General features: G+C 60.3%; 15 protein-coding genes and 1 riboswitch. Of the genes, 4 read left to right on the top strand and 11 right to left on the bottom strand.

Annotated features, from left to right (window positions below; genetic code table 11):
* Positions 1-1758: a succinate dehydrogenase flavoprotein subunit gene (sdhA, locus tag PQG80_RS05590; RefSeq protein WP_271750230.1), complete on the bottom strand. Its 1758-nt coding sequence runs from the start codon at positions 1756-1758 to the stop codon at positions 1-3.
* Between the two features lie 18 nt (positions 1759-1776).
* Positions 1777-2442, bottom strand: coding sequence for a succinate dehydrogenase cytochrome b558 subunit (locus PQG80_RS05585; protein ID WP_271750229.1), 666 nt, complete (start codon positions 2440-2442; stop codon positions 1777-1779).
* 144 nt (positions 2443-2586) lie between these two features.
* Here PQG80_RS05585 and PQG80_RS05580 point away from each other — a divergent pair, with 144 nt between their 5' ends.
* Both PQG80_RS05580 and PQG80_RS05575 read left to right on the top strand, forming a co-directional pair.
* The gene (locus PQG80_RS05580; protein WP_271750228.1) at positions 2587-3495 is read left to right on the top strand and encodes a LysR family transcriptional regulator; all 909 of its coding nucleotides are present in this window, start codon (positions 2587-2589) and stop codon (positions 3493-3495) included.
* A 177-nt stretch (positions 3496-3672) separates the two neighbouring features.
* The gene (locus PQG80_RS05575; protein WP_271750227.1) at positions 3673-4311 is read left to right on the top strand and encodes a 3D domain-containing protein; all 639 of its coding nucleotides are present in this window, start codon (positions 3673-3675) and stop codon (positions 4309-4311) included.
* Between the two features lie 108 nt (positions 4312-4419).
* Here the strand turns inward: PQG80_RS05575 and PQG80_RS05570 are convergent, their stop codons facing one another.
* The 4 genes from PQG80_RS05570 to PQG80_RS05555 form a co-directional block, all read right to left on the bottom strand.
* Positions 4420-5262, bottom strand: a complete 843-nt coding sequence (locus tag PQG80_RS05570; RefSeq protein ID WP_271750226.1) for a polysaccharide deacetylase family protein — start codon at positions 5260-5262, stop codon at positions 4420-4422.
* A 96-nt stretch (positions 5263-5358) separates the two neighbouring features.
* Positions 5359-6021, bottom strand: coding sequence for a potassium channel family protein (locus PQG80_RS05565; protein WP_271750225.1), 663 nt, complete (start codon positions 6019-6021; stop codon positions 5359-5361).
* A gap of 18 nt (positions 6022-6039) precedes the next feature.
* A complete protein-coding gene (locus PQG80_RS05560) occupies positions 6040-7383 on the bottom strand; it encodes a TrkH family potassium uptake protein (RefSeq protein ID WP_271750224.1) in 1344 nt (447 codons plus the stop codon).
* 25 nt (positions 7384-7408) lie between these two features.
* The gene (locus PQG80_RS05555) at positions 7409-8752 is read right to left on the bottom strand and encodes a TrkH family potassium uptake protein (RefSeq protein WP_271750223.1); all 1344 of its coding nucleotides are present in this window, start codon (positions 8750-8752) and stop codon (positions 7409-7411) included.
* Positions 8753-8835: 83 nt separating this feature from the next.
* A riboswitch (cyclic di-AMP (ydaO/yuaA leader) is annotated at positions 8836-8980 on the bottom strand.
* A 273-nt stretch (positions 8981-9253) separates the two neighbouring features.
* On the opposite strand from PQG80_RS05555, the gene PQG80_RS05550 reads away from it, so the two are divergent.
* Positions 9254-10930, top strand: a complete 1677-nt coding sequence (locus PQG80_RS05550; RefSeq protein ID WP_271750222.1) for a CPBP family glutamic-type intramembrane protease — start codon at positions 9254-9256, stop codon at positions 10928-10930.
* Positions 10931-10944: 14 nt separating this feature from the next.
* Here PQG80_RS05550 and PQG80_RS05545 read toward each other — a convergent pair whose 3' ends face one another.
* The 4 genes from PQG80_RS05545 to uvrC all read right to left on the bottom strand — a co-directional run bounded on the left by PQG80_RS05545 (position 10945) and on the right by uvrC (position 15159).
* Positions 10945-11535, bottom strand: a complete 591-nt coding sequence (locus tag PQG80_RS05545; protein WP_271750221.1) for a hypothetical protein — start codon at positions 11533-11535, stop codon at positions 10945-10947.
* A gap of 59 nt (positions 11536-11594) precedes the next feature.
* Positions 11595-11762 (bottom strand): hypothetical protein, encoded by a 168-nt coding sequence (locus PQG80_RS05540; RefSeq protein ID WP_271750220.1) that lies wholly within the window; start codon positions 11760-11762, stop codon positions 11595-11597.
* A 150-nt stretch (positions 11763-11912) separates the two neighbouring features.
* Positions 11913-12923 (bottom strand): ABC transporter substrate-binding protein, encoded by a 1011-nt coding sequence (locus PQG80_RS05535; protein ID WP_271750219.1) that lies wholly within the window; start codon positions 12921-12923, stop codon positions 11913-11915.
* A gap of 178 nt (positions 12924-13101) precedes the next feature.
* Positions 13102-15159, bottom strand: coding sequence for an excinuclease ABC subunit UvrC (uvrC, locus tag PQG80_RS05530; RefSeq protein WP_271750218.1), 2058 nt, complete (start codon positions 15157-15159; stop codon positions 13102-13104).
* Between the two features lie 167 nt (positions 15160-15326).
* On the opposite strand from uvrC, the gene PQG80_RS05525 reads away from it, so the two are divergent.
* Positions 15327-15476: a YqzM family protein gene (locus PQG80_RS05525; RefSeq protein WP_090110524.1), complete on the top strand. Its 150-nt coding sequence runs from the start codon at positions 15327-15329 to the stop codon at positions 15474-15476.
* A gap of 179 nt (positions 15477-15655) precedes the next feature.
* On the opposite strand, the gene PQG80_RS05520 is transcribed toward PQG80_RS05525, so the two are convergent.
* Positions 15656-17956 carry a glycoside hydrolase family 66 protein gene (locus PQG80_RS05520; protein WP_271750217.1) on the bottom strand — a complete coding sequence of 767 codons (2301 nt, stop codon included), beginning with the start codon at positions 17954-17956 and terminating at the stop codon, positions 15656-15658.
* Positions 17957-18277: the final 321 nt, after the last annotated feature.

The raw sequence follows: 18277 nt of genomic DNA, 5'->3' as shown, positions 1-18277 counted from the left end.
TTAACCCTCCTTTTTCTTGTTCGAGGAGTAGTCGCGAATCCGCGGCTTGATCAGGGACGTGTCGACGTCCTCGTACGAGATCTGAGGACCCTCCGCCGTCCAGGTTGCCTTGGTCGTCTTCAGGAACTCCTCGTCGTTGCGGTCCGGGAACTCCGGCTTGTAGTGCGCGCCGCGGCTCTCGTTGCGCAGCAGGGCGCCTACCGTCATCGCCTCGGCCAGCTCCAGCATGTTCCACAGCTGGCGCGTGAAGGCGACGCCGGCATTGTTCCAGCGGGCCGTATCGTTGATATTGACCTTGGTATAACGCTGCTTGAGCTCCTTGATCTTGGAGACCGTCTGCTCGAGACGGTCGTTGAAGCGGACGACGGTCATGTTGTTCGTCATCCACTCGCCCAGTTCCTTGTGCAGGACATAAGCGTTCTCGTTGCCGTCCATCTTGAGGATGGACTCGTACTTGTCCGCTTGCTTCGAGCGCTCGCGCTCGAATACGGACTCGGCCACGTCGTCCGCGGACTTCTTGAGGCCCTTGATATACTCTACGGCCTTCGGTCCGGTGACCATGCCGCCGAAGATCGCGGACAGCAGCGAGTTGGCGCCGAGACGGTTCGCGCCGTGGTACTGGTAATCGCATTCGCCGCAGGCGAAAAGCCCCGGCACGTTCGTCATCTGGTTATAGTCGACCCACAGTCCGCCCATCGAATAGTGGACTGCCGGGAAAATCTTCATCGGGATCTTGCGCGGATCGTCGCCCGTGAACTTCTCGTAGATCTCGATGATGCCGCCGAGCTTAACGTCCAGCTCCTTGGGATCCTTGTGCGAGAGGTCGAGGAATACCTTGTTCTCGCCGTCGATGCCGAGCTTCTGGTCGACGCAGACGGAGAAAATCTCCCGGGTCGCGATATCGCGGGGCACGAGGTTGCCGTACGCCGGATATTTTTCCTCCAGGAAGTACCAAGGCTTGCCGTCCTTGTACGTCCAGATGCGCCCGCCTTCGCCGCGCGCGGACTCGCTCATGAGGCGGTTCTTGTCGTCGCCCGGGATGGCCGTCGGATGGATCTGGATGAACTCGCCGTTGGCATAGTGCACGCCCTGCTGATACACAGCGCTAGCGGCCGTGCCCGTATTGATGACCGAGTTGGTCGTCTTGCCGAAAATAATGCCCGGTCCGCCGGTCGCCAGAATGACCGCGTCGCCGCGGAACGTGACCGTATCCATGGAGCGCAGATCCTGCGCCGCGATGCCGCGGCAGACGCCGTCGTCGTCGACCACGACGGACGTGAATTCCCAGTGCTCGTACTTCTGAACGAGACCCGCTACTTCCCATCGGCGAACCTGCTCGTCCAGCGCGTACAGCAGCTGCTGGCCGGTCGTCGCGCCCGCGAACGCCGTGCGGTGGTACTGCGTGCCGCCGAACCGGCGGAAGTCGAGCAGACCCTCCGGCGTGCGGCTGAACATGACGCCCATCCGGTCCATCAGGTGAATGATGCCCGGCGCGGCTTCGCACATGGCTTTGACCGGCGGTTGGTTCGCCAGGAAGTCGCCGCCGTATACCGTATCGTCAAAGTGCTCCCAGGGGGAGTCGCCTTCGCCCTTCGTATTAACCGCTCCGTTGATGCCGCCTTGGGCGCATACGGAGTGGGACCGCTTGACCGGCACGAGCGAGAACAGATCGACCCGCATGCCGGCTTCCGCCGCCTTGACCGTCGCCATCAGACCCGCGAGTCCGCCGCCGACGACAATGATTTTCTGATTAGCCATTGCTGATTCTCCCTCCGATCAACCTAACAAACCGACGACGGCCGTCTGTGCCGCCGCGAACTCGTCGCTGCGGAACGCGAACAGCGACAGCAGGAACAGCGCAGCCACGATCGCGAAGATGCCCATGCAGATCCTAGAGGATACCCGCTGCGCGCGCGGACCAACCGTAATTCCCCAAGCCACGAGAAAAGCCCACAGGCCGTTGGCGAAGTGGAAGACGGCGGCGAGGACCGCGATAAAGTAAATCGCGAAGTAGACGGGCTGGGTCACGATATCGTGCATATGCTGACCGATCTCTTCGTTGGTCGTGTTGCCGAGCGCGACCTGAACGCGCGTCTGCCAGATATGCCAGGCGACGAACACGAACGTGATGACGCCGGTGATCCGCTGCAGCGCGAACGCCCAGTTGCGACCGTAGCTGTACCGGCCCGTGTTGTAATTCGAAGTAAAGGCCAAGTACAGTCCGTAGACGCCGTGGAACAGAATCGGCAGCCAGATAACGAACAGCTCCAGGAAAAAGATGAGCGGCAGGTCATGCAAGCCCTTGACGCTGTCTACGAAGCCCTCCTTGCCGTGCTCGAACGCGGAGTAGTTCGTCAGGGCATGTTCAATAATGAACAGGCCGAGCGGAATCACACCCAAGAGCGAATGAATCTTGCGCGCGTAAAACGAGTTTCCTTTCATATCGGTGAGCGTTCTCCTTTCGATCCGTGCGTTGTCACGAATTCTTCACGGTTTATAGCGTACTCCATTTTCGCTTATAATGGAACTGCTTATTTATTATTAAAACTTATGACGAATCGGCATAAGGGCGGAGGTTTCATCCACATGCTGGAAGATATGAGAGTTTTCGCAACTGTCGTCGAGCAAAGCAGCTTGAATCGGGCGGCAGAAAGACTAAACGTGACGCAGCCCGCGCTCTCCCGCAGAATCGCCCGCCTCGAGCGCGAGCTAGGGGTCGATCTGTTCCGCCGCATCGGCAAGCGCCTCGAGCTGACCCCTGCGGGCCAGTTCACCTACGAGTTCGCGCTCGAGCTGCGCAGGTTCCACGGCGACTACCTCCAGCGGCTCAACGCCTTCAAGACGGCGGAAGCGCCGGTGGCCACGATCGGCGCGAGCCTCACGACGCTGCAGACGACGCTGCCCGAGCTGATCACCGCCATGACGGAGAAGCATCCGAACCTCGAGATCAAGGCGGTCACCGGGAAAACGCACGAGATCGCGACGCTGGTCAAGGAACGCAAGGTCGACTTCGGTCTCGTGGCCTCCTCGGTCGAAGACGATCCGGCGATCACGAGCACGCCGCTGTTCGACGACACGGTCGTGCTGGTGCTGCCGCGCTCGCACTTCATCGTCGAACGCACGCAGCTGTCGATGAGCGATCTGAACGGGCTGCCGATGATCTTGTTCGCGCCGGGCACTTGGTACCGCAATCTGACCGACGAGCTGTTCCGGCAATACAGCGTGAAGCCCGACGTGCGAATGGAGATCGACTCGTTCGAGGCGATCGTGCGCCTGCTCGGCGCGAGCCGCGCGGGCACGATGCTGCCGAAGTCCTACCTGCGCCCGCAGATGCTGAGCGACAACGACCTGTACATCGTGCGCATCCGCGAGCTGGAGGAGTTCAAGCGCACGACTTCGCTCATCTATGGCGATCTCGCTTGGCTCGCGCCGTCTACGCGCTATTTAATCGAAGAGACGATCGCTTTGTTCGGAAGAGGCAGCCGGCAGAGCTGATTCCATTTTTCATTTTTCTCATGATCGGCTGCGATTGCCCGCCGCTCCGCCGATCTCGTATGAGAGAGCCGCTCAGATATCCTGAAGTACCCAGCGGAGGCGCCCATTACCACTTAACCCGATTCGAGGGATCGTGCTACGCTAATCGCACGATATCGAACCGGAGGGTGAATACATATGCGTTATCGCTTGGGAATACGGGCCGCCGCCCTGGCGCTGGGCGCTGCGCTGGCGTTGCCCGCGGCAGCTTCTTTTGCCGCCACGTCCTATACCGCCACGGACAAGGACACGTTCTGGACGCTGTCCAAAAAGTTCGGCGTACCGCTGCAGAAACTGATCAGCTTCAATCCGAACGTAGATGCGAAAAACATTTACGCAGGCCTCAAACTCTCGATCCCGGCGCCTGCGGCGGCTAATGCGGCCGCCAAGTCCGCGCAACCCGCCGCGGCCTCCCCGTCCGCCAAGCTCGTCAAGACGACCTCGGGCGATAAGCTGCCCTACGCCACGGCCATTCAAATGAAGGCCACCGCATACTCCGCGTCGCTCGAAGAAAATGCCTGGGGACCCGTCGACTACTTCGGCAATCCGCTTAAGCTGGGCACGATAGCCGTCGATCCGAAGGTGATACCGCTCGGCACCAAGGTGTACATTACGGGCTACAGCTTCGACGGACTGCCCGCGGGCGGCATGTACGCCGTCGCTACCGATGCCGGGAGCGCCATCAAGGGCAACCGGATCGACATCTTCGTCCCCGGAACCCGGGACAAGGTCAGCAAGTTCGGCTATCAATACGTTAACCTGTACGTGCTGAAATAGTCCGGATGCGCCCGAGACCGCAATCGCCTTCCCGAGAAGGAGATTGCGGTCTTTTTTCGCATGGCGGCCGGCGCAAGCCGAATGCCAGATTCCGCGATCCTCCGCCCGTTAACCCGGCTTCCGCTTGCGCTCTGGGATATGCAGCAGCTCGGGCACCGTCACCAGCTCGTAGCCTTTGGCGCGCAGCTGGTCGATCAACCGCGGCAGGGCATTCACCGTCCCGTACAGGTTCTGCCCGGCGCCCCCGCCCGCGTGCATCAATATGATCGAGCCCGGGCGCAGACCCTTGACGGCGTTGCGGAGCACGACGCCCGCCGGAATCTGGCGCCAGTCCTGGGAATCGACGTCCCAATTGACGACGATGTACCCCCGGGATCTGGCCCATTCGAGCTGAGCCGGCCGGATGTCGCCGTAGGGCGGGCGGATCATGGCGGGCTCGAAGCCAGCCGTCGCCCGGATCGTCTCCCCGGTGCGCTCGATCTCCCGCTCGACCTGCCCCAGGCTCAGCTTGGGCAGCTCGGGATGCGAATAGGTGTGATTGCCGACGGCATGGCCCTCGCTCACGATCCTTCTCATCAAAGCGGGGTGCTTGGCCGCGCGGCTCCCGACGACAAAGAAGGTGGCGCGGACCCGCTTGCGCTTCAGTACGTTCAGCACGAGCGGCGTATATCGCGGGTCCGGCACGTCGTCGAAGGTGAGCGCCACGCGCCTGCCGCCCGAAGCTACGGCGCGCAGTACGAACACGCCCCTGTAACGGCGCTGCAGGTCCGCCCAGCTCACGGGCGCCGCCGATGCCATATGCCCTCTCGCCGCTGACGCGGTCATCGCCGCGCGCTGTTCCCGAGCCGCGCTCGCTCCGTCCGCCCTCCCCGGCACGAGAGCCGTCCCGGCGAGCATCAGGCCTGCCGCGATCGCGGTCAGCCACCGCTTCCAACCGTGTCGATGCTGCATGATCTCCATTCACTCCTGTCGCTATGCGGCGCTGCCGTTAGCGTGAGCGAAGGAGGTCCATATCATACCTTTCCCGCCTTTTTCGGCCGAACGAATTTACTGGCCTAGCGCTTCCTGGAACGCTTCGATCTGCTCGTTCGTGCCGATCACGACCATAACGTCTCCCTCGGACAGCGTGTCCGTGGCCGTCGGCGCCACGATCATCCCCTTGCGGTTGTTCAGCGCCACGATGCTGCAGCCGTACCTCCCGCGGGGATTGGTCTCCTCGATCGACTTGCCGGCCAGGCAAGCCGGCACGCCAAGTTCCGCGATCGTATACTTATCCGACAGCTCGATGTAGTCGAGCAAGTTGGGCGACACGAGCTGATGCGCCACCCGGATGCCCATATCCCGCTCCGGATAGATGATACGGTCTACGTCCATCCGCTCGAGCACGCGCCCGTGCAGCTCGGAGACCGCCTTGGCGACGACCTTCTTGACGCCCAGCTCCTTGAGGAGGATCGCCGCGAGGATGCTCGCCTGAACGTCGTCCCCGATCGCGACGACGCCGCAGTCGAAGTTGCGCGCGCCGATCGAACGCAGCGTATCCTCGTCCGTCGCGTCCGCGATGACCGTATGGGTCAGGATGCGGCTCATCTCCTGCACCTTCTCCTCGTCCCGGTCGACGCCCAGCACCTCGTAGCCGAGCTCGATCAGTTCCTTGCCGATGCTGGCTCCGAACCTTCCCAGGCCGATGATCACGAATTGATTCATTTTCATAGTGGCACATCGCTTTCGTTATCCAATGATGATCTTGCCTTCCGCTTCTCTGTAAAGCACCTTGTCCCGCTTCGGCACGAGCGCGTATCCGAGGGTGAGCGGCCCGAGCCGCCCCGCGAACATCATCAGCATGATGACGATCTTGCCGAACAGGGTCAAGTCCGTCGTGAGCCCCATCGTCAATCCGACCGTGCCGAAGGCGGACACCACCTCGAAGAGGATCATGAGGAAATGGTGGTCCTCCGTCGTCGACAGGATCATCGTCGCCGCGAGCACCAGCGCGAGCGCGAGCAAGGTCAGCGTCAACGCCTTGTAGACGCGCTCCTGCGCGAGCCTGTACCTGAACATGACGACGTCCTCCCGTCCACGGATGATCGCCCATACCGCGCCCAGCAGCGCAGCGAACGTCGTCGTCTTGATGCCGCCCCCGGTCGAGCCCGGCGATGCGCCGATGAACATCAGAAGGATGATGAAAAACTGCGTCGCCTGGCGCAAGGCCGTCAAGTCCAAGGTGTTGACGCCGGCTGTGCGCGGACTGACCGACTGCATGAACGCGGACAAGATCTTAGTACCCGTATCGAGCGGCCCCATCGTGCCGGGATTCGAATACTCGAACGCGAATACGACGATCGCGCCGAACAGGATCAGCGACCCCGACATCGACAGCACGACCTTGGAGTGCAACGATAGTCTGCGTCCGCTGCGCCAGTCGGTCAAGTCGGACAGCACCACGAACCCGAGACCGCCCGTAACGATGAGCGCCATCGCGACTAGATTAACCCAGGGATCGTCCACGTAGCCGGTCAAGCTCCGGAAGCTTCCCATCAGGTCGAACCCCGCATTGTTGAAAAACGAGACCGAGTGAAAGATCCCGTAGTATATCGCTCTCTCCGGGCTCATATCTCTAAGAAAGCGAATCGAAAAGAGAAGGGCTCCCGCCGCCTCGACCGACAGCGCATACAGGACGACGCGGCGGACGAGCCTGACGATCCCCTCGATGCTGCTCTGGTTGAGCGCCTCCTGCAGGATCAACCGTTCCTTGAGCGAGATGCGCCGCTTCAGGAAGATCGCGAACAGGGTGGCCATCGACATGAAACCCAGTCCGCCGATCTGGATCATCGCCAGGATGACGATCTCCCCGAACATGGAGTAGTGGTCGCCCGTGTCGACGACGACCAGCCCGGTGACGCAGGTGGCGGAGGTCGCCGTGAAGAGCGCGTCGATATAACGGGTCTGCTCGCCGTCGCTCGCCGCGAACGGCAGATGCAGCAGGAAGGAGCCGAGCGCGATGATGAAGGCGAAGCCGAGCGCCAGCGTCCGCGGGGGAGAGGCGACCAGCCATGCGAATATTTTTTTGCGCAAATCCCTCTCCTCCTTCGCTCTCGTGCTACCCGATAATGACGCGGCCCTCGGCATGGCGGTACAAAGTGCGTCCTGACTTGGAGCCCAGCGCGTACGTCATGGTCAGCGGCCCGAGTCGCCCGATGAACATGAGGACGATGATGAGGATCTGACCGAAGGCCGACAGGTCGTCGGTCAGCCCGGCCGATAAACCCACCGTCGCGTAGGCGGACATGACTTCGAAGAGAATGACCAGGAACGCCTGCTTCTCGGTAATCGAGAGGATCATGACGGACGCGATGACGATGGCCAGCGACAGCATCGTCACGGTGATCGCGCGGTTCACCTTGGCCCGCTCGATGCGCAGGCCGAGCAGCACGACGTCGGTACGGCCGCGGAGCATGGCCCATACGGCGGCCGCGAGCACCGCGAACGCGGTCGTCTTGATGCCGCCGCCGGTAGAGCCCGGCGAAGCGCCGACGAACATGAGCAGCACCATCGCGAACTGCGTGGCGTCCCGCAGAGACCCGATGTCGACGGTGCTGACGCCTGCGGAGCGGGTCGATACGGATTGGAGCGCGGCGGCGAGCAGCTTTTCCCCGAAGGAAAGAGGACCTAGCGTCGTCTCGTTCGTGTACTCGAAGATCAGGATCGTGACCGTGCCCAGCACGATGAGAAAGGCCGACACCCACAGCACGACCTTGGAGTGATAGGACAGCTTGCGGCGCGTCCGAAGCTCGACCAGATCGGACAGTACGACGAAGCCGACGCCGCCGAGCACGATGAGCGCGATCGCGAGCACGTTCATATAGGGGTCTCCGACGTAGCCTGCCATGCTCCGGAAGTTGCCGAACAGGTCGAAGCCCCCGTTGTTAAAGAAAGAAACGCTGTGGAATACGCCATAATAAAGCGCCTGCCGGAAATGCATCTCGTGCATGAACCGGAAGGTAAAGAGCAGCGCGCCGACCGCCTCGATGCAGAGCGCATAGATCAGGACGCGCTTGACCAGCCGCACGATCCCTTCGAGACTGCCCTGGTTCATCGCTTCCTGCAGCACGAGACGGTCCTTGAGCGAGAGACGGCGTCCGGCGAAAAAGGCGAACAGCGTACCCATCGTCATGAAGCCGAGTCCGCCCAGCTGCACGAGCGCCAGGATGACCCAGCGGCCGAAGACGGAGAAGTATCCGATCGTATCGAGCCGCATCAGGCCCGTCACGCAGGTCGCGGAGCTGGAAACGAAAAACGCCTCGAGCCACGGCGTCGGTTCCCCGGACACGGTGGAGATCGGCAGCCGCAGCAGCAGCGCTCCGATCGAGATGATGACGGCGAAGCCGATCGTCAGCACGCGTGGCGGGGAAGCGTATAACCATCCGATGATGTTTCTGAACACAGCACGTTTCACCTCGCGTCGGCAAAAAACGGTCAAAATGCGCGCAAAAAAAGACACTGGAGCTCCAGTGCCTTGGCGCACGGCGATCCTGTCTGACAGCCTACGAGGTTAGCTGACGGGTTCGGGCCAGAACAGGCAGCCCTATCCGGCGCTTCGCGCGCGGAATTCACCCCGGAATGCTTAAGTGGTTCCCCCGTTTTCTTTGCGGAAATTCGGCTGGGTAGTATGATGGAGATGCAAGGTCCCGTTTTCCATAAAAAACATTACACCGCATTATAGTCTGTCCTATAGGTACGCACAACAGCAGAAATGCGAAATATCGCCTTGTATGAGGATATACGGACGTTATTAGACCATGTAACAGCTTTTTTACGGGGTTTCTAACTCTTTCTCTTGTTTTGGCTCCAATTCCGATCGATACTAAGCGGAAGGACCAGATATAACGGTTAAATCGACGATGTATACGCTTTTTCAGATTAATACGGAATCGGAGTGGATAATTTGAGATCATCCAAATGGACGGTCGCCGCGGGAATCGGCCTTCTTATTTTCCTTTTCATGCAAGTATTGCCTGCGATCGCGCCGGCTATAAGAGGCGATGCCGCCTCGATCAGCCGCGGAGAGGCGAAGCGCATTGCGTTCGCGTACGCCGCGGACCATTGGGGGACGGATCCGGGAAAAGGGTCGGACGCGTCGATCACGCATGTTGGGGACGACCGGATGGCCGCTTACATGACCAAGCACAAGCTGTCCGACGAATACGACCGCGACTGGGACGCGCGCTATCCGACGGACGTCTACGCGGTGGATCTGCATGCGGCCGACGGGAGCGTGGACCGCGTATCCGTCCACATGGAGACGGGCGAGGTCGTCGGCTGGGCGCGCGTCGGCGCTGCCTCGGGCGGCGTCGACAAGGCTGCCGCCCGCGATGTCGAGGCGTTGACCGCCGAAGCGCTCTCCTGGCTCAAGACGCAGCTCGGCTTCGACGCAGGAGCCTGGGAGCCGGTCGGAAGCTTGACGGAGGGCGGCTCCGTCATCCTGCAGAGCCGCAAGTCCGGGCTGTCGGACGCGCATCTGCAGCTGCTCGTGAAGCCCGGCAAAGTGTTGCTGTACCGGTACGCGCTGCCCGCCGCGTTCACCGACGAGATCGCGCATCAGCGCAAGATCGCCGACAAGCTGTCCATGACGGGCTTCCTGCTGCCCCAGATCGTCATGTTCGTGCTCGCCGTCATCTACGCCGCCGCGTGCAGAGGGTGGACTTCGTTTAAGCGAGGGTTGTTCCTCAGCGCCGCCTTTTTCCTCATGTACGCAGGGTTCATGTTCAACCTGCGTCCCGGACTGCGCGCCTCGTCCGCGGACATGAACGCGATCGCTTCCGATAGCGGCGCGACCGCCATGCTCATCGTAAACGTCGTTATTCTCTTCATCCAGGCGCTCCTCACCTACTTCGCGGCGGTCGGCGGCGACGGCTTGTGGCGCGCGATGGGCCGCTCCCTGTGGCCGCGCTGGCAGGATGCCGATTACGGAAGTCAGGTCAAGACGGCCATGAAGCAGGGATATATGCTCGCCGTCATCCTGCTCGGCGCGCAGACCGTCATTTTGACCGGGCTCGGGCTGCTGCTCGGGAGTTATTACGGCTCCGACCCCAGCCAGTCCGTCTACAATATGTATTATCCGTGGCTGCTGCCCTTGCTGGCTTGGTGCGCCGGCATTTCCGAGGAGATCCAGACCCGGTTTTTCGGCATCGGCCTCGTGCGCAAGTGGCTCGACGCGCTGCGGAGGTCCAAGCCGGCGGGCGGAACGGGCGGCTCGAATGCAGCCTCCGGCACCGGGGGCTCCCGGCTGGTTACGGTGATCGCGGTGCTGCCCGCGACGGCCGTATGGGCCTTCGGCCATGTCGGCTATGCCGTATACCCGTGGCAGACCCGCTTCATCGAGCTCATGATCGTAGGCGCCTTGTTCGCCTGGTTCATGCTTCGCTTCGGCCTCTTGGCCGTCATCTTCGCCCACGTCGTACTCGATTCGGCCCTCATGGCCGTCCAACTGCTGTCCGACGGGCTGTCCTCCGACAATATCGCGGGTATCGTCAGCGTGTTCCTGCCTGCGGCCATCGCGATGCTGATCGCCTGGCTGCACGGACGCCGGCGCCGGGGCGGCAGCCTAGGCACGACGGCGTAGGTGCGACAGGGCCTCTAAGGTTGTATGCTCAGTCTGGTCTTGACGATCTTGCGTCTCTCCAGGCGAATATGCAAAATAAAATCCGCAAGCAGCAAAGGCGCTGCCGCAGCGAAAAATAGACCCCATTTTTTGAGCGCCGATACGAGGACGCGGATAAAGTCGCTCATCACCGCGAACCTTACCTGCCCCTGCAGGTCCGCCTCATTGCTGATCAGCGTAATGCCGTACGCCTCTTTTTGCTCAACCGAAAAACGATAGATCGGCTCGCCTTTCATGCGCTTGGCGATATAGACATCGGACGTGTCTTCGGCCAAATCCAAAGACGACCGTCCGTCGTCTACCATGACGGTCACCAGATCGAGCATCCCGCCGTTCTGGTGATTTGACATGAGCGCGAGCGGTCCGCTTTTGTTTGTAGCCTCGTTATATTCATAAAAAATTTTATATTCGCCCGGCTGCAGATGAACGATGGTTTTGGCGTTGAGAGCGACATAATCGCGGTCGTGAAAATTCGTGAAGAAGGCGTAAGCGCTCGTCAAAAAACCGGCGAAGAGAATGCAGCCGGCGAGAATCAGCGGGGCGAATTGGCGAGAAAAAGCGAACATGCGAGTACTCCTCAGTCAACGTTTTGTACCTTCTAACGAACTTGCAAATCCCCGGCCGGCTAACGCTGCATTCGCAGCCTGGTCTCCGCGAGCTTCCGCTTCTCGATCCGCGAATATACGATGAACCCTGCGACCAGAAACGGTACGGCGGCCGCGAACGAGAATCCCAGCTTCCTCAGCGAAGATAGAAGGCCCGGCGTAAAGTCGCCCATGAGCGTAAATCGCACGTTGCCTCTATAGTTGGTAGTATAAACCATTTAGCTTTGGCGTGGAGCGTTTTACCATTACATACCGAATTCTAAACATAAAAGGCAGCCGCAAGGAGGTGTGAACTCTCCCATGCGTCTGCCTTTCGCATTCATATATCCGGGTACCGATCAACCCGCGGAGCCGTTCAAGCGCTGCAGCTCGTCCAGCAGCATCGTTCTCGTGATCGGATCGTCGAAGTTCCATTGGCTGTCCATCGCATGCACCTGCCCGTTTTTGACGGCAGGCAGCGACTTCCACAGGCTGCTGGTGAACAGCGCCTCCGCTTGCGCCTTCGTCTCCTCTTCTTCGTCTTTCAAAATGTATAGTTCATCGCCGATATAGTCCGACATGACCTCGACCGAGATCTCGGCGAATCGCTCGTCGCTGTCGATCAGCGTTTGGACTTTGGCCGGCGGCGCATAACCGAGCGCATCGTACAAGGAGACGGACAGCCCTTGGTGACCCATGACGTACATGAGCTTGCCCATCATCAGCAGCACGGTGGCCGACCGTCCTTGCTTGCCGGACTGAGCGAGCAGATCCTTCGTCCGCTTCACTTTCTCATCGTAGGCCGTCAGATACGCATCGGCTTCCGCTTCCTTGCCGAGCACGCCGGCAATCTCGCGCATCCGGTCGAAGCCGCCGTTTTCGCCGATCGCCACGGTCGGCGCGATTTTCTCGAGCGGAGGCAGACGCTGCTCGTCCCAGTCGTTATAGATGATCAGATCCGGATTCTGCGCCGTTACTTTCTCCAGATTAGCGGGATAGCCGACGTCCGCGATGTCTTGAAGCTGATTGCCGTAGGCCACCTGGGTGCCAATGACGCTCAAGCTGGCGCCGACGGGGCGTACGCCGAGGGCCAGCAGGTCTCCAGGATCGCTGCCCACATAGACGATCCGCTTCGGCTCGGCGGGAATCTCGACCTTGCGGCCTTTGGCGTCCGTCACTGTGCGGGCGGCGGCGCCGGAGGAGGCAGGAGAGCCCGCCGGCGATGCGGACGGCGTGGCAGCCTCCCCGGCAGGAAGCGAAGAAGCGGACCCGCTTGACGATGGGTTCACAGTGGCATTATTGCTGCATGCGCCGGTAAAGACAATGAGGAGCAGCAGCCCAAAGTACAGAAACTTTCTATAAGCGTGCAATTCGTTGACCTCCGATATGTAACGATAATGATAATCGTTATCAATATAATATGATGCACCGTTTACGTCAACGCTTTTTTTCACGAGTCTCGCGCCGCACCTTCAGGCCTGCGCGCAAAAAAAGGGATGAAGCAGAAAAATGCCTCTGCGTTCATCCCATGGATCCTTTATGACTGCATTAAATGATAGGAGCGGGGGGCTCGACGGTTTCTCCGCCCTCCTCCTCGTTCAGCGCCGCCAGGATGCGCGCCGCTAGCGCATCGCCGATGGATACGGCCTTGAAGTCGGCGACGGATGCCTCGCGGATCGCCTTGAGGGAGCCGAAATGCTTGAGCAGCTGCTTGCGCCGCTTCTCGCCGATCCCCGGAATGGCGTCGAGCCTGGAGGCGATCATCGACTTGCCCCGCTTCTCGCGGTGGAAGGTGATCGCGAAGCGGTGCACCTCGTCCTGAATACGCTGCAGGAGGTAGAACTCCTGGCTGTCGCGCGGCAGCGGCACGACCTCGGCCGGATCGCCGACCAGCAGCTGAGCGGTGCGGTGCTTGGCGTCCTTGGCCAGACCGCACACCGGCACGAACAGACCCAACTCGTTCTGGAGCACGTCGATCGCCGCGCCGATCTGGCCGCGGCCGCCGTCAATGACGATCAAGTCGGGCAGCGTTAGCCCTTCCTTGAGCACGCGCTCGTAGCGTCTGCGCACGACCTCGCGCATCGTCTCGTAGTCGTCCGGCCCCGTAACGGTGCGCACGTTGTACTTGCGGTATTCCTTGCGGTCGGGCTTGCCGTCGGTGAAGACGACCATCGCGGAGACCGGCGACGCGCCCTGCATATTGGAGTTGTCGAAGGCCTCGATGCGGTGCGCAGACTGAATCCCCAGCCACTCCGCCAGTCCCTCGGACGCCTTGACGCTGCGCTCCTGATCGCGTTCGATCATGCGGAACTTCTCTTCGAGCGCCACCTTGGCATTGTCGGCGGCCATCGCGACGAGGTGGCGCTTGGAGCCGCGCTTGGGCACGGATACCTTGATCCGCAGCCAGCCGCGCAGCGACTCGCCCAATTCGCCGCCCGACTCGTCGTCGGCCGCTGCGCCGGCTGAAGCGGCTGCCCCCGCGCCGGCTGCTGGCTCCCCGGCTTCCGACTCGTCGGCCGCTGCCGCGACCCGCTCGATGAGCGCGTCGTTCAGCTTGCCGCCGGAGCCGACGCCGCCCGCGGTCATGGCGGCAGCCGCGGACGGGATCTCCTCGGCTTCCGTGGCCTCGTCCGGCGCGACGGGCAGGAGCACCTCGCGCGGCAGCGCCGGGTTTTCCGAGTAATACTGGGCAACATAGGTCATGAAGTCCTCGTAGGCTTCTCCATAGTAAGGGAACACCGATACGTGGCGCTGGATCATTTTGCCCTGCCGCATGTAGAGAATTTGCACGCACATCCAGCCTTTGTCCACGGCATAGCCGAAGACGTCGCGGTCCTTGGCGTCGGTCATCGTGATCTTCTGCTTTTCCATGAGCGATTCGATCGCCTGGATCTGGTCGCGGTATTCTCGCGCGCGCTCGAATTCGAGATTGCCGGCCGCCGCCTCCATCTTGCGCTGCAGCTCCCGCTTGATGTCGCCGTGACCGCCGTTCAGGAACCGAGACACCTCCGAGATCATGCGGTCGTACTCGGACGGCTCGACCGGATGCTCGCACGGCGCGACGCACTGTCCGAGATGATAGTACAGGCAGACTTTGTCCGGCAGCGTATTGCACTTGCGGAGCGGGTACAGCCGGTCGAGCAGCTTCTTGGTCTCCTGTGCGGCGAAGGCGTTGGGGTAGGGTCCGAAGTAACGTCCCTTGTCCTTGAGCACCCTGCGCACGACTTCGAGCTTCGGATGCTTCTCGCTCGTGATCTTGATATACGGGAAGGACTTGTCGTCCTTGAGCAGTACGTTGTACCGGGGCATGTGCTCCTTGATCAGGTTGCACTCGAGAATGAGCGCCTCCATGTTGCTACCGGTCACGATATATTCGAAATCGCGGATCTCGCTCACGAGCCGCTGCGTCTTGGCGTTGTGGCTGCCGATGAAGTAGGAGCGGACCCGGTTTTTCAACACCTTGGCCTTGCCGACGTAAATGATGACGCCCTCCGCGTTTTTCATCAAATAACAGCCCGGCTGGTCAGGCAGCAGCGCGAGCTTGTTGCGTATATGTCCGTCCGCCTGCTCGCGGCTCGGCAGGGGCGGGTTGGATTGGACGTCCATGTTGACTATAGCCTCCCGAAATAGATGAGTTCGGATGGACCGGATCGCCCGATGCGATCATGTGATCCCGTATTTTCTATTGTACCACAGAAGAAAAGAGTTGCTTTACAAGCGTTTGCGAAGTTGGGTATACTAACGGTAATGACTTGTTTCAGGAGGATTTCCCCATGGACAATTATGTACAAGATCCGCGCCAGCACGTGAACGAAGAGCCACGCGACGACCTGCAGGATCTCGTATTCGGCTTCGGCGGCATGTTCGGCTTCATGTTCCTCGTGTTCCTGATCGCCGTGATCATCAAGCAAGTAATTTCCTGAACGCCATTCCCAGATCGCGAGCAAAGCACCCGTTCCTAGTGGAACCGGGTGTTTTTTAATGTTTTACGATATGCCGAAACGAAAAAAGAAACACCGCAAGCATGGCTGCATCGCCACGCTTGAAGTGTTTCTTCGTTCGATCCCGTTCCTGCCGCGAACAATCGTCTTGGCCCGCCGCCCTAATTTTTGACGAGCGTGACGTCGTCGATCTGCATGGAGGTCGATCCGGGAGAGTTCACGTAAAATCCGATATCGAGCTGCCCGTTGCTGACCGTCACGGTCGACGTATAATATCGCCACGTCCCGTCTACGACCATATTCGTATATACGTCCCCGCTTCCGTTGTTCGTCGCTTCCATCCTGCACAACGTCGGCGCGCCTCCGTAGGCGGTCGCCTTAACCCAGGCCCCGAGCGTGTAGGAGCCGTTCGCAAGGCCCGTCTTTATCTGATGGACGCTCTGCTGATAGGCGGCCGTATGCCAGAAATACAGCTTGAAGCCGCCGCTGTGCGCATCGTTCGCGTCTACGCCGTACCTCGCCGTCTGACCGCTCGGATGCCATTCCGTCCAGCCGCCGATATTGCCCGTTTCGAAGCCCGGATTCGTTAGCGGGACGTCCTGATTGCTGCTGCTCTTCTTGATATATACCATGTCCCAGTATTGCAGGGTCGGGATGGTGAACTGCACATAAGCGCCGCCCGTGTCGGAGCCCGTCGTGAAGTTCAGCTGAAACGTCTTCCCGTTCTCGTAATCGGGAGAAGCGAAGTTGACGCTGTTCACCGCGCCGGAGCCGTAGTAGTACTTGACGCTTACGTTCGATTGCGCGGTCGGCGCCGGCTTGTTGGCGTCCGAATCGCGAATGTCGGTATTGGCGATCCCGAGCTGGTTGACCATCTGAATGACGTCGTAGCCGTTGCCCGCCTTGGTGAACGTCCATACCTTGTTGGCGTCGGACGTCGTGCTCGAAGCCAGACCGTTCAGCGAGACGGCATTCGTGGTGTTGGTCAATCCGTCGCGCAGCAGGTTCTCATAAGCTACGGCAAAGTCGTAATAGTTCAGGAGCCGCTTCTTCAGGTCGTCGGTCATGATCAGATGGTGGTTCGGGAAATATTCGTGGTCGAGCATCTTCAGGTCGTCGCCAAGCTCCAGATGCTGGGCGCCCATGGCGAAAAATCCGGCGTCGGCGAGCAGAATGCCCGGTGTGTTGAAGTAGCCGGGATTCGCGTCGGTAAAGTTGCTCTGGTAGTTGTAATTCATATACAGCGGGAAAACGGATGCCTTGCCGCCGCTGTCGCCGGTCTGGAAGTCGAGCACGGTCTTGACGTTCGAGAAGGTCCGCGCGCCCCACAGCTCCGTGTACATCAGATCGACATTGCTCTGGGCCGTCGGTATTCTGCCGTATTCATCGACGTTGTTGAACACGATCGTCTTGCCGAGCGCGGCCTTGGCCGCGTTCAAGAACGGCTTGAAGGTGTTTTGGAACGAGACCGCGTTGCCCGCATAGTCGTACTTCGTTCCCGGATTGCCGAGCTGGTCCACGTGCCAGCCGTCGAAGGCGAAGGCGTCGAACACCTGCTGCTCCTTGCCGATGATATAATTCTGCCAGCCCGTGTCCGCCGGGTTAAAGGTCCACAGGCGGGACGTCGCCCAACCGGCAGGCAGAGGTACCGAAGCCTGCGTACCGTGGGCATTGTCGTTGAACAACCCCCACTGATTGCTGACGCCCGAACCGTCCTCGCCATAACCGTCTACGGCGCCGTTGATCAGGTTGTAATTCATGGCCGACATATTGCTGTTGTGGGAAGCATTGATATAGTCGACCACCGTCTGCTTGTAAATGGTGCGATTGGCGATATCCGGCCAGGAAGCGTCCGGATTCGTGGTGCTGCCTTTGACCGGAAGGTGATGCTTCCACTGCCAGTCGTAGAACTGGAGCGCATTGATATGATAATCCTTGAGCATGTCTACGGTCGCATTGGAAGTGCCTGTGGTCTGGCTGGGAAAGATCGACAGAAAGCCGTAGCGCGGGAATTTGGTCCAGTTGGAGGACACGTCCACTGCGGTATTGAGGTTGTCGAGAATCGTTCCCGCCGAATCCTTCGCCCATGCTTCGACGGCATAGCCCTGGAAGTCGGTGGACGGCGGCGTCCAGGTGTACGTAAGCGAGGTGGAGCCGCCCGAAGCGAGCGAGAACGTCTTCACCTGGGACGTGCCGGGAAGCTCGTTTTCCAGGTGCTTGAAGTACAAGGTTACCGTGCCGTTGTTGACGGCGGCCCCCGTCGAATTGGCCAGCTTGACGGTGATGGTAACCGCGTTGCCTGGGTTGTACCTCGCCTTGTCCGTGCTCACCTTGGCAATAAGGCTGCCTGCCGTGTAGGCGTGAGCCCGCTCCGGATGGATGCTGCCGATGGATAGCGTCGCGAGGACCAGCGCCAGAACCAACCATGCCGTCAGCGACCTTCGTGCCGTCTTTGCCTTCATGAACATCAAAACCTCCTTCGGTATGTGAACTGCGATAAAACGCTTTCATGGGCCAGTCTATCACTTCCTCTGCGAAAATGCGGTGGACTGGATTCTTCTCTAGCGTGTACTATATTACGGTCTGTCGCGTACGCTTGCGGCCAACGAAAAAGCGAGCCCGTGGGCCCGCCTTTTGGCTCTATTTAGAGTCTCTTTGCCTCGGTTGGCCGCGCGTTCTCGCGATGTAGTTCTATATAGAGTCTCTCTGCCTCGGCTGGCCATTCGATCGCACAAGTAGCTCTTTATAAGTCTTTTCGCTACGAGTCACCCTGACTTTCCGCC

Source organism: Cohnella rhizoplanae (genome assembly GCF_948329515.1).
GTDB lineage: Bacteria > Bacillota > Bacilli > Paenibacillales > Paenibacillaceae > Cohnella > Cohnella rhizoplanae.
The sequence above is the reverse complement of the archived record's forward strand: the minus strand, read 5'-3'. Positions and strand labels throughout refer to the sequence as shown.